Here is a 12394-nt window from a genome sequence, read left to right on the forward strand (position 1 = left end):
ATTTTCGGATGATAGGCGGGTCTGCCTCCACCTTCATACGCGCGAACAAAGAAATCGTCATCCAACCCATCCACCACGTCACTGACCACACGCGCGACATGATGTTCGGGGATAAGATCGGAAAAATCCATAGGCAGATAGAGTTGATTCATGGTATACTCTTGGAAAGTGACCTTTGGGTTACGCAAAAAAATCGCCTGCTTTCGTTTGAATTTTGGTAGTGGTACCTTCATTTTAAACGATTGGGCGGTTTTTTTGTGCTTTTTTATCTAAATGCAAAAAAGCCACCCCAAAAGGTCATTTATCTATGACCTTTTGGGACAACTCCTTTTTTGCTTGTCGGTCGCGCTCATGTTTATTTCCCCGATTTCGTTTGCCGTAAAATCGCCTGCAACGCTTCTTTTTGCTGAATTTCTACAAGGATATACAAATAATCGCCTGCTTTAATTTCAGTGCTTCCGGAAGGGGAAATCACATCATCGCCCCGTTCAATAGCACTAACATTGACATGAGGAGGGAAACCGACTTCAGCAAGTGTTTTGCCGACAATGGCCGTATCCTCTGTCGTTTGGAAGTGGAGCATTTCTGCTGTGTTGCGCCCAGCGGCCAGTAGTTCACGACGGAGTTCATCACGCCACTCTTGGCTCAAATCCTGACGCAACTCTTCGTACGCTTCTTCTTTCAGACGCTGCTTCAATGCTTTATCATGTGCCAGCCGTGCCTTTCGTTGCTCTGTTCGCCAGTCTCTCGCGATCATCATGCCAATCGAGAACAGCATAAAGACGAGAATGATGGCAAATGGGAGTGCAGCCGTCAATGCGGCAGTCTGTAAGGCATCCAGCCCTCCATCCCCACTTATTAGGAGGACAGACGCTGTACCAGCAATTAATACGCCCCACAACATTTTTAATTTAAAGCTTGGATTAAGCATGCCGTTCGATGTCATCGACCCAAGTACAAACGCAGCTGAATCGGCGGAAGTGACAAAAAAGATTCCGACGACAATGACGGCTAAAATGCTCGAAATTGTAGTGAACGGAAGATTTTGCAGCATATAGAAGAGCGTAAGCTCCACTTCAGACTGAGCAATCTCCGCGAGGGGGAACAAGCCAGAAATCTCAATATGTAAGGCGGTACCGCCAAACACACAAAACCAAACGACTGCCATGAGCGTCGGGACGAGCAGGACGCCTGCGATAAATTCGCGGATGGTACGCCCTTTTGAAATCCGTGCAATAAACAAGCCGACAAATGGCGACCATGACATATGCCAAGCCCAGAAGAAAATCGTGTTTGACCCTAGCCATTCATCATTTGAAAAAGGCGTCATCGTTAATGACATTGACACGACATTAGACAAATAGCCACCTAAAGTCGTCACCATGCTTTCAAGCAGTGTAATGGTTGGTCCTGCAAATAAAACGAATAACAGTAAGATGCCCGCAAGGACCAAATTCAAATTAGTGAGCCGTTTAATGCCTTTATTGATTCCGGCAACGGCCGAAAATAAAAACAAACAAGTGATGACGGCAATAATTGCTAGCTGTAAAGGAATGCTATTCGACAATGGCGTTAAAAAGGAAATGCCACCTGAAATTTGCAAAGCGCTTAAGCCAAATGTCGTTGCAACACCTGCACAAGTAGAAATAACCGCAAGCAAATCAATCGTTTTGCCCATCCAACCGTCTGTTTTCGAACCGAGAATGGGATAAAAGGCAGAACTAATCAGGGCTGGCCGATTTTTGCGGTATTGGACAAAGGCAAGCGTTAAGCCAACGACTGAAAATGCCCCCCAAGCATGGAGCCCCCAATGGAAAACGCCGTAACGGAGCCCAATCGCAGCAGCGTTCGCGGACTCTTCTGGCAAGTGGAACGAATAGCCAGGTGGCGGATCCATATAGTAAAGAATAGGTTCAGCTACACCAAAAAAGACGAACCCAACACCGAGGCCAGCCGCAAACAGCATCCCGACCCATGAAATGAAAGAATGCTCAGGCACGTCGTTGTCTTTGCCGAGCCTAAGTTTGCCAAAAGGCGTAACGGCCACAATAAAACCAAAAAGGATGAAAATGCTGGCAATGGTCATATAAAACCAACCGAAGTTGTCGATAATCCAAGCTAAGGCCGTTTCTGCTGTAGCGCCTAAGTGGGAAGGGTTCACAATGCCCCACAACACGAATAATGTCATTCCTGTTGCAGACGCATAGAGGACAAAGGGGGATTTTTTTGATGTTGTGTCAGAGTTTTGCGGCATGCGCAAACCACCTTTCCTGCAGTTAAAAGTACGTTGTATGGATAAGGAGAAAGACTCTTTTTCAATTTCCCCCGATTAGTCGACGGTAAACCCCGATAACCCGATAAAAAAGACTGGCATTTAAGTTGAATAGTTAGAATATCATTTTTTCTAGCTATAATAAACAAAAATCTTAATATAGCGAATGAATATAATCCATCACTTCCTAAAGAAAAGATAAAAATTGCTGAGCACGCGTTGACTTTCTTATGCTACAGGAGTAAGATCACTCTTAGACTTAAAATCTTGCCTGCATTCAGGAGGGACAAAGTGGAAAAACAGTTTGCTGTCATAGGGCTCGGCCGTTTTGGCACAAGTGTATGCCAAGAGCTTTATGCAATGGGCCATGACGTTCTTGCTATTGACCGGTCTGAAGAAAAAGTCGAGTTTGCCAGCGACTATGCGACAAAAGCGATTGTCGCAAATGGAGTAGATGAGCGTACTCTTAAAGCGCTTGGAATCCGCAATTTCGATTATGTCGTTGTGGCGATTGGCGAACATATTCAAGAGAGCGTCCTTGCTACGTTGCTTTTAAAGGAGCTCGGCGTCGCCAATGTGTGGGTGAAAGCAAGCAATGCGAAACACTACCGTATTTTAGAGAAAGTCGGTGCCGACCGGATCATCCGGCCAGAACATGAAATGGGTATTCGTATTGCCCATTTGCTTGATTCCACTAAAGTGATTGACTATATTGAACTGTCGGATGAGCACAGTATTGTTGAGTTGGCCGCGACGGAAAAGATAGCTAATAAGACCATTGCCCAACTAAACATTCGTAAAAAGTACCACTGTACATTAATTGGCTACAAACGAAATGGGCAACTGAATATCCATTTGTCACCTGAGGAGGTCATTTATGAAAATGATCTTTTAATTTTGGCAGGCGAAAACAGCGATTTAAAGCGATTCGAAAAAAAAGGATTATCATAAATATAAAGGGGATAGAGACCGATGGAAAGAGGCATCGCTTCTTTTACGTATTCAGATTTTACGCTTGAATACGCCATAACCGGAGAAGGGGAGCCAGTTTTATATTTGCATGGTGGCCATTCCAACTGCTTGGAACAACTGGGGATTGAGGAGCTTGCGCAAAACGGCTACTCCGTAATTGTGCCATCGCGGGCAGGATATGGGCAAACATCAAGGCAAATTGGCAAGTCGCTTGAAAAGGCGTGCAGCTTTTATATTGAACTATTGAATGAATTGAATATTGATAAAGTCCATTTAATTGCGGCGTCGACTGGCGGGCCGTCTGGCATTTATTTAGCGAGTCACTACCCAGAGAGAGTGCAATCATTTACATTGCAAGGGGCCGTCACGAAGCCGTGGCAAGAAGCGAGTGTCCGTGATGCAGTATTGAGCCGCTTCTTATTCCATCCTTTCATTGAGCGGTTTGTCTGGCGGAGCCTCTCTTCTTTAGCTCGGTTTTCACCAGATTATGCATTCAAAAAAATTGCGCCTGCTTACAGCACACTTTCGTATGAAGAAATTAAACAGAGGATGCTCGCCAGGGACTGGTATTTGTTTGATCGAATGACCGAATTTCAGCGCTCCGGACATGGCTTTTATATCGACTTGCAGCATATGCGTCAGTCCCTTGAGGAAGAATTAGAAACGATTACGGCGCCCACACTTATCGTCCATAGCAAAAATGACGCAATCGTGCCTTTGGAGCATGCCCATTATGCCCATGAACGGATTCGTTCTTCAAAGCTAGTCTGCTTAGATACGTGGGGCCACCTTGTCTGCCTTGGTAAAGGATCAGAGCAGCACACCCACGAATTGGCCGATTTTCTGCAACAGCACAAAGCTTCTTGACGAAATGAGTCAAGAGGCTTTTTTTGTGTAACAAGAAAAGAGAGTCGTAGGAATCATGGATGGTGGAAAAAGGAAGCAACGGATGTGGGGTTTTTTGATAATTTTTTTTACTTGAATGATGGTTGACAGTGCCAGCCGTTTTTCATAAGCTTAGCCATATTGTGTGCGTTTCTTTAGGAAAACGTGCAAAAATTGGCGCGCACCGGGAATAGTAAGCAAAAGTCGGGTACGACTGACCATACAGGAGGTAAAGATGAATTTTTTATGGGGCTTAATGGGAATGGCCATCTTGCTTGGGATTGCCTACTTGCTTTCTGCACATAGGAAAGCGATTAACTGGCGAACGGTTTTGACGGCTCTGGCGTTACAATTCGTTTTTGCGGTGATTGTCTTATGGACCGATGCAGGGAGTTATGTGCTTAAGGAAGTGACAGGCGCTGTACAAGCGGCGATTGACACTTCGGCTGCTGGTATTGATATGCTCTTTGGCGGTGTCCTGCAAGCGGAAGGAGTCGGCAGCGTTTTCGCTTTTCAAGTGTTGCCTGTGATCATATTTTTCTCAGCGATTATTAGTATTCTCTATCATTTCGGCATCATGCAGTTTGTTGTCAAATACTTAGGAGGCGGCATTGCCAGGTTGCTTGGGACAAGCAGGGCAGAGTCGATATCGGCGACAGGCAATATTTTTGTTGGGCAGACAGAGGCTCCCTTGCTAATTAAACCTTATATTGGCAAAATGACGTCGTCTGAAATTTTTGCCGTCATGACAGGTGGGATGGCGACAGTAGCGGGCTCCGTAATGGCAGGAATATCGCAGATGGGCATTCCGCTGGAATATTTAATTGCAGCGACGTTTATGGCTGCGCCAGGCGGACTTTTGATGGCCAAAATGCTTGTGCCAGAAACAGAGATAAGCGAAACAAAGGACAACATTCATTTCCAAGTCGAGCGCGAGTCCAAAAATGTGATCGATGCCGCTTCAAACGGGGCATTGGATGGACTGAAATTAGCGCTCAATGTAGGCGCGATGCTGATCGCCTTTGTATCCTTAATTGCACTGATCAACTTGTTTTTAGGTACGATTGGCGGATGGTTTGGCTATGGTTCCATTACGCTAGAGCAAATCCTCGGGTACGTGTTTGCCCCGGTGGCGTGGATCATTGGTGTCCCATGGGAAGAGGCCGTGCAAGCGGGCTCGTTTATCGGGCAAAAGACGATTGTCAACGAGTTTATTGGTTTTGATGCCCTTGCGTCGGCTGCAGGCGAGGTATCAGAACGAACATATGTCATTACGAGCTTTGCGTTGTGTGGATTTGCAAACATTAGCTCGATCGCGATCTTGCTTGGCGGCCTTGGCGGTCTCGTGCCAGAACGCCGCCCTTTAATCGCTAAATATGGGTTGAAAGCACTTATTGCCGCAACGCTTGTCAATTTAATGAACGCAGCCATTGCGGGCATGCTTGTAGGATAAGTAATGGCTATCGATTCTTCTATAAAAAATTAGAGTCTTTCTTTTGTATCAGATTCCTATTTTAAAAGCAGGCTGGCATCTAGCCTGCTTTATTGTGTCTGGAAACAACTTGAATGGAGCCTTGATGGGCATTTTAGAATAGGATCAGGAGTATGTATCTTAGAATAGAGCAAGGAGGATAAAGGGATGAATCGAATCGTTGTCATTGGATCAGCTGGCTCTGGTAAATCTACCTTGTCTCGAAAACTTAGTGAACGTTTATCGTTGCCCGTTATTCATTTAGACCGATTTTATTGGAAGCCTAACTGGACGCCAACCCCAAACGAAGAATGGGATGCGTTTCTTAAAGATGCGGTAAGCCAAAATAAATGGATTATCGATGGAAATTATTCAAGGACGCTCGACATGAGGCTGCATGAAGGAGATGCCGTCATATTTTTAGATATGCCTAGACTGTTATGCATCTATAGGATTATAAAAAGAAGAGTGATTTATCATGGAAAAACAAGACCTGATTTGAACGAGGATTGCCCTGAAAAACTAGATTGGGCTTTTTTTGTTTGGGTTTGGAATTATAAGAAGAGAAGCAGGCCCAAAGTGATTCAAGCGCTTGAGCAAGTAAAAGAGCGAAAGCGCGTTGTCATACTAAAGACAAGGAAAGAAGTCCAACGTTTTTTGGATCAGGTTAACGAGAATGGACGGTTTTGAGGAAATATAGCCAGCCGATACAGGCAATTCACGCTGCCGGCCTTTCCAACAACCTCACCTCCTCGCTTAGCGAGGAGGTCGGCCTGGAACATAGTGCGTAGGGGGAAAAGCTTGTTGATTGTGGACGACATTGGCAACGGATGCTGAGTGCGGGAAAGTGTGCACATGGCGGTAGACACGGTTTGTGACGTACGTTGTTAAGACAGGCTGGATTTCTTGAACAATGTATTCTTGTACAAAAGGCCTTGGTGCAGGAGGCAGTGGTCTTGTGGCAGGCATGTTTGCTTTTCCCTGTCGAAACGGAAACATAGTGAAGTCCCCCCTCTTCCTTCTTACCGCTAGCCTATGTCACCACAGACTTATTCGATTGGGCGAGCGAGGCGGGAAACAACAAAAAGCCGCCTAAGCAAAGCGGCTTTCCATTGTTAGTCTTCTTTTCGTTTGCGCAGCTCTTGCTCATAAATATAAAGAGCATTGGCATCATCTTTGATGCGGTTTAAATAATCAATATGCGTTTCAAATGTGGCCTCTTCTTCTACTTGTTCGTCGAGGAACCAGTTTAAGAAAGAAAGCGTTTGGTATTCTTGTTCTTCTTGGGCGATCTGGTACACTTTATAATAGCTTTTCGTTACTTCCCGCTCTTGGGCCAGCGCAGCCTCAAATGTGGCGACGAGTGAACCATAATCGGCTTTTGGGGCTTGGATCGCCTCAAAGACGGCTTTTTGGCCTTTGTCATTTAAATAGTCATACACTTTCATGCCGTGTTCCCGCTCTTCCTCAGCTTGCTTAAGGAAGTAATCGGCGAAGCCATTGTAACTAATATGGTGGCAGTAGGCAGCCATCGCCATATAATCATGGGCAGCTTGAAACTCCATATTCATCTGGTGGTTCAACGCTTTGACAATTTTTTCTGAGAGCATATTGATCATCCTTTCCAAGTCTGAAATAGGGGATTTGCTGACATGATTGCTTGGGTTCTTCAAACAGCGTCTAAGCAAGAAGCAACTGGACATAACTGTTATTTGCCGATATTCCCTGCCTATGTTTTTGCCAATCCTCTTTTAAACTTGCCCATTTAGGTTTTTATGTTTTTTGAACGTCTGTGGATGCGTATAAGACGGTACGTGTGCTGGACAATGACCTTGCTGACGGCATAGGCAGGCACAGCAAGGAGAATCCCGACAAAACCAGCAAGCTGGCTGGCGACAAGGAGAACAAAAATAATCGTCAGCGGGTGTACGGAAAGCTGGCGTCCCATAATTTGTGGCGAGAAGACATTGCTTTCAATTTGCTGGATAATCACGACACCGACAATAACGAGAAACGCTTTTCCGGGTGAATCGAATAATGCAACGATAACGGCAGGAGCGGTGCCAATCCACGGGCCGATAAAGGGAATAACGTTTGTAAACAGGGCGACGAGCGCTAAAATCAACGCGTAATCTAGTTTGATGATTAAATACCAAATCAGGCAGAGAACGCCGACGCAAGCACTGACGAGAATTTGCCCTTGTATGTACGAACTTAAGGCTTTGTCTAAATCGCCAAGCACGCGCTTTCCTTCTTCTTGTTCTCTTGCTGGAAACTGGTTAATGACCATCATCGGCGCCTTCTTGCCTTCTTTCAGCATGTAGAAAAGCACGAAAGGAATAATCACAGCAATAATGACGACATTCGCCACAGCGCCAATGAATGTGCCAATGCTGTCAATGATCGACTGTAAATAGCCTTGCAAGTTTTCTGTTAGCGTCCCAGAAAGCTCATCCAATGAAAAGTCAGTGCTTTCCAAGAAATTTTGCAACGCAGGCTGCTTTTGCAAATCTACGAATAAGTGGTGAATATCGTTTGCATATCCTGGCACATTGTCAACAAATGTCATAAATTGTTCTTGTAAGAGTGGCCCGACATAAAGCAAAGCGGTTGTGGCAAGGCCAGCCAATGCAAGGAAGACAATGAGAATCGACAGGCCGCGGTGAAGTTTTTTGTTTAGCAAGTTAACAAATGGTCTAAGCAAATAGTAGATGACAAGAGAGATGACGATTGGCGTAAACAACGTTTGAAAAAGCACGGCAATCGGCATAAAAATAAAGTTAACCAATGAACTTAAGTAAACGATCAACAAAAGGACAATAATCCAACACGCAAAACGAAATGCTTTGCTCTCCATCATTGCACGCTCAACCTTTCTTTTTCACAATACGTTTGCTTCCTTTGATAGGAAAAAAGAAACTGTATCAGTACTATACCACATTCTTTCGGAAATAGATGAATCAGTTCTCTTAAAATGCAAAAATCCCCGGTTTGTGCTACAGTTTACCGGGAAGAGAACGAATATTATAAAAAGGGTGGTAGCGATGCGGATTGTAACAGGCGAGGAAATGGCGAGCATTGATGCCATTACAATGAACAAAGTGGGGCTCCCTGGCGCTGTCCTAATGGAAAATGCTGGACGCGGAATTGCTCGTAAGCTGTTAGACCACTATGGACGTAAGCGCCGCTTTTTTATTGTCATCGGCAGCGGAAACAATGGCGGCGATGGGTTTGTTGTCGCGAGAGTGTTAAAAGACGAAGGCGCAGAAGTACAAGTATTCATCGTGCCGGAAGAAAGCCGGTACAAAGGAGATGCCAAACTGCATAAACGTGTATTCGAGCAAAGTGGCTACCGTTGGAAGTATTGGAAAGACATTGAGAGCCAATGGCCAGCCATGCTTTACGAAACCGACATTATTGTTGATGCGCTCCTAGGCACAGGCATAAGTGGCCAAGTTAAGGAACCGTATGCTTCCGTGATCGCCAGCATAAACAAATTGAAAAATGAAATTGTATCAATTGATTTGCCAAGCGGCGTTCCAGCTGGCAGCGCCGAGCTGAACCACGAAGCAATAAAAGCAGACCGTACCCTTACTTTACAATGGACAAAGGTAAGCTATTATTTAGAAGAAACCAAACCCTATTACGGAGAAGTGGACGTCGTCCCGATCGGCATTCCACCTAACACGTTGCGTCATCTCGCGTCACAACGCTACATTTGGGGCAAAAATGAAGTCGTCAATAGCTGGGTGATGAGCAAACCGAATGCCCACAAAGGCGATAACGGACGGGTTGGCATCATTGCCGGCAGCGAGGCAATGCCAGGAGCAGCAGCGCTGGCTGGGTCGGCCGCTGTTCGCAGCGGAGCAGGATTTACGACGATAGCGACAGTGGCGCAAAATGTGCCGGTAATTGCCAGCCACGTAAAAGAAGCGATGTATACGATTTTTAGCGAAAAACATGGTTATCTTGCTCCTACAGAGACAGAATTGGCCGCTTTTATGGACAATAAGCAATCGATTGCGGTCGGACCTGGGCTTGGACGCACGCCTGCACTAACAAAGATGGTTGCGTACTTGCTTGTTCATTTCAAAGGTGTGTTGATTCTCGATGCTGACGCCTTGCATTGTTTGAAAGAGTGTGGGCCGATTGTCCAGGAGCGAACCGCTCCAACGGTGATTACGCCTCATCCTGGCGAAATGGCGATGTTAATTGACCAATCGGTTTCATATGTCAATAAAAATCGCTTTGAAGTAGCAGAGAGTTATGCGGAGCAATATGGCGTGTATGTCGTTTTAAAAGGGCCGAACACCATTGTTGCTGAACCAAGTGGTTGCATTTCTGTCAATGTCACAGGCAATGCCGGGCTTGCCAAAGGTGGTTCAGGCGACGTGCTTACAGGGATGGTCGCTGCACTCGTTGCCCGGCAACGGATTCAACCTGCTCTCTCATCAGCTGTATTTTTTCATGGCTATGCAGCAGACTTGCTGGCTAAACAACGACAGGTCCTTGCCACTATCACCCCAAGCGATATTATTGAGCATTTGCCAGAGGCGTTCTCAATCGTTGATGATGATTAGGTTGGACGTTTGCCATTTCCCTTGTTATGATGTGCATCGTATCTTTACAAAGTTAACAGACAGCATGAAAAAACCACCAAACGGTGGTTTTTTAGTTTCACTCAATTATCTTAGCTTGATTGTTTAGCCTGGTCTTTTTAATCAACGTGAAGATGAAGCTTAGTAAAGATAAAGCGATAGCGAGCAGAATCGAGCCTAATTGTAAGGAGAAACGTTGACTGACTATTAAGGTTAAAACGGTAGGGAGCAAGCCTAAACAGATAAATGAAACGGGGACAATGAAATCAGCATAAAAATTAATTCTACCCATTCTTCTTGTGAATAGTGTGTTAAGTAAAACATAACAAGTTGTTACAAACATGATGGCTAGTAGAACTAAAATAGGATAACCCCCTTTTGTCGTAGTGTAACACACTAGTTGAAGTCGATGATCATGTCACGTGCTTCTTTTAACTGCCTACGCACGGTTTTGCCGGGGCTGCAATATGTTTTTTCACGGTTCTCCACGGATTTACAATCACTTTTTAGTGTATAGCGGGTTTTAAATTGTGCAATGATGAGAATATAAAGGTAGGAAGATTTTCAGATGCACAAAGGAGATTGCTATGAAAAAATTACAGGTTACATTAGCTTCGACGTTTATGGTCATGGCCTTGATGGCATGCAACCAAGACAATAACGGGAATAATGACAATGCTCCAGAGCAAGAGGCCGATCTTGGCACAGAGCAAGGCCAAGGGGCAGATAGCTCAGAAGACTTGAATAATGCAGACATTCAAGTCGACATGGAAACAGCGGTTTCTGAATTTGAGAACGCCTATCCCGACGCCTCTATTTCAAGCATCGAGTTAGAGGCGGAGCGCGGTACGTGGCAATACGAGATTCAAGGACTTGACGATGAGAAGGAATATGAGGTCATCGTAGACGCAAAGACACAAGAAGTAACAAAGGAACGGGAAGAAGCACTTGATGCAAATGATGCTGGAGGCGTGGAGCGTCAAGAGGATGCATTGGACATGGACAACATCATCGATCCTCAAGAAGCGGTTGATATCGCTCTATCGGAAGCGGAAGGCGCGATAAGCAGCTGGAAGTTAGAGAAGGACGACCAAGTGACGTACTATGAAGTAACGGTTACCAATGCAGGCAACGATTATGATATTAAACTTGATGCCACGAACGGAGAGGTACTTGGAACGGACCGAGATGATTGATAGCGAAACAAGCTGGCTGCTATGTAGCTGGCTTGTTTTTTTGCTCATATGGGCCAACTACCCGTCTTATCATTCAAGTAAGACACTCGCTTTTTTAAAAGTAGGCAATAAAAAAAGAATTGCAAACGTAAGCGTTGTTATTTATAGTGTGGCTAAAGTTAGCTAAAACGTTATAGCTTAATCAACCAAGATTATTAGCCAGGCGTTGGTAGGAGCGCTGCTGCTAAAAATACACCAGCTACCCATGAACTTGGTCATTCAATTGGTCTTGGCGATTTAACAAATAGTAGTAATAGAAATAAATTAATGTATGGCACAGAAACAAGAACTGTCACCACACACCAAGCGGCTGATCGAACAGGCGCTCGAGAAGCAGTAAAGTAACTATTACATATTTAAAGGAGAAAAATCATCATGAATAAATTTTTCACCTTGCTGTTAATATGCATGATTGCTGTTATCACCTATCTAGTAATTTTCAATAATACTGAAAATAGTTTTGGTGACACTAATGGTATTACAGTTGAATTTGAAGACTCTAAAAACAAAAAGCCTATACAAATTAAAAGTGAAAAAGATATTGAGTATATACAACATACTTTAAATAATATTAAATGGGGAGATGTTATTGAAATAAGTGCTAGCTCTCCCCCTGATTATGTAGTAAAAGATGAAGCATTTTCTTTCTCGATTTGGGTTTTAAACAGCACAAAAATTGAAGTTTATGATGAGAAAGAAAAAAGATTGGGTGTTATACCTGTAGAAGACCAAGAAGAATTTTTAAATATAATAGACCCTTAAAAAGCACTAGATTCACAACCAATCCCTCTTTCTTCTCATGCTCTAAAAGGGTCGAGTTGCCGGTAAAGCTACGCTAGAACGGATTTCAATTTGTTTGGAGGTTGTATACTAAATAGACGTCGATTGCTCTATTTCTGCTGCGGTGTATAGAGATGCCTTATAACTTGCTGTGTCTGTTCGCCATTCTGATTAACGAAAA

11 protein-coding genes and 1 pseudogene are annotated in these 12394 nt (G+C 44.4%); 7 read left to right on the forward strand and 5 right to left on the reverse strand.

The genetic code is table 11. The features are described 5' to 3' along the window. Positions 1-188: pseudogene (locus tag BUC05_RS16385) on the reverse strand (IS5/IS1182 family transposase); the annotation flags it as partial. 167 nt (positions 189-355) lie between these two features. After that, positions 356-2254, reverse strand: a complete 1899-nt coding sequence (locus tag BUC05_RS16390) for a BCCT family transporter (RefSeq protein WP_035202264.1) — start codon at positions 2252-2254, stop codon at positions 356-358. A 309-nt stretch (positions 2255-2563) separates the two neighbouring features. Between BUC05_RS16390 and BUC05_RS16395 the strand changes: the two genes are divergently transcribed. From BUC05_RS16395 to BUC05_RS16410, 4 genes are all read left to right on the forward strand, one after another. Continuing rightward, on the forward strand, positions 2564-3223 hold the full coding sequence (locus tag BUC05_RS16395) for a potassium channel family protein (RefSeq protein WP_011245146.1): 660 nt from the start codon (positions 2564-2566) through the stop codon (positions 3221-3223). A 21-nt stretch (positions 3224-3244) separates the two neighbouring features. After that, positions 3245-4111, forward strand: coding sequence for an alpha/beta fold hydrolase (locus BUC05_RS16400; protein WP_063609456.1), 867 nt, complete (start codon positions 3245-3247; stop codon positions 4109-4111). Between the two features lie 253 nt (positions 4112-4364). Further along, positions 4365-5582 carry a NupC/NupG family nucleoside CNT transporter gene (locus BUC05_RS16405; RefSeq protein ID WP_035202270.1) on the forward strand — a complete coding sequence of 406 codons (1218 nt, stop codon included), beginning with the start codon at positions 4365-4367 and terminating at the stop codon, positions 5580-5582. Positions 5583-5768: 186 nt separating this feature from the next. Then, the gene (locus BUC05_RS16410) at positions 5769-6290 is read left to right on the forward strand and encodes a DNA topology modulation protein (RefSeq protein ID WP_035202272.1); all 522 of its coding nucleotides are present in this window, start codon (positions 5769-5771) and stop codon (positions 6288-6290) included. 66 nt (positions 6291-6356) lie between these two features. Here the strand turns inward: BUC05_RS16410 and BUC05_RS16415 are convergent, their stop codons facing one another. The 3 genes from BUC05_RS16415 to BUC05_RS16425 form a co-directional block, all read right to left on the reverse strand. Continuing rightward, entirely contained in the window at positions 6357-6599 is a 243-nt protein-coding gene (locus BUC05_RS16415) for a CotD family spore coat protein (protein ID WP_011245150.1), read from the reverse strand. A gap of 116 nt (positions 6600-6715) precedes the next feature. After that, on the reverse strand, positions 6716-7210 hold the full coding sequence (locus BUC05_RS16420) for a ferritin (protein WP_035202273.1): 495 nt from the start codon (positions 7208-7210) through the stop codon (positions 6716-6718). Between the two features lie 155 nt (positions 7211-7365). Next, positions 7366-8460, reverse strand: coding sequence for an AI-2E family transporter (locus BUC05_RS16425; RefSeq protein WP_035202275.1), 1095 nt, complete (start codon positions 8458-8460; stop codon positions 7366-7368). 184 nt (positions 8461-8644) lie between these two features. Between BUC05_RS16425 and BUC05_RS16430 the strand changes: the two genes are divergently transcribed. From BUC05_RS16430 to BUC05_RS16440, 3 genes are all read left to right on the forward strand, one after another. After that, on the forward strand, positions 8645-10180 hold the full coding sequence (locus BUC05_RS16430) for a bifunctional ADP-dependent NAD(P)H-hydrate dehydratase/NAD(P)H-hydrate epimerase (RefSeq protein ID WP_035202277.1): 1536 nt from the start codon (positions 8645-8647) through the stop codon (positions 10178-10180). 605 nt (positions 10181-10785) lie between these two features. Further along, positions 10786-11394 carry a PepSY domain-containing protein gene (locus tag BUC05_RS16435; protein ID WP_051881122.1) on the forward strand — a complete coding sequence of 203 codons (609 nt, stop codon included), beginning with the start codon at positions 10786-10788 and terminating at the stop codon, positions 11392-11394. A gap of 414 nt (positions 11395-11808) precedes the next feature. Continuing rightward, positions 11809-12195 (forward strand): hypothetical protein, encoded by a 387-nt coding sequence (locus BUC05_RS16440; RefSeq protein ID WP_035202278.1) that lies wholly within the window; start codon positions 11809-11811, stop codon positions 12193-12195. Positions 12196-12394 lie beyond the last annotated feature (199 nt).

Origin of the sequence: Shouchella rhizosphaerae, assembly GCF_900142675.1 — a bacterium.
GTDB lineage: Bacteria > Bacillota > Bacilli > Bacillales > Bacillaceae_D > Shouchella > Shouchella rhizosphaerae.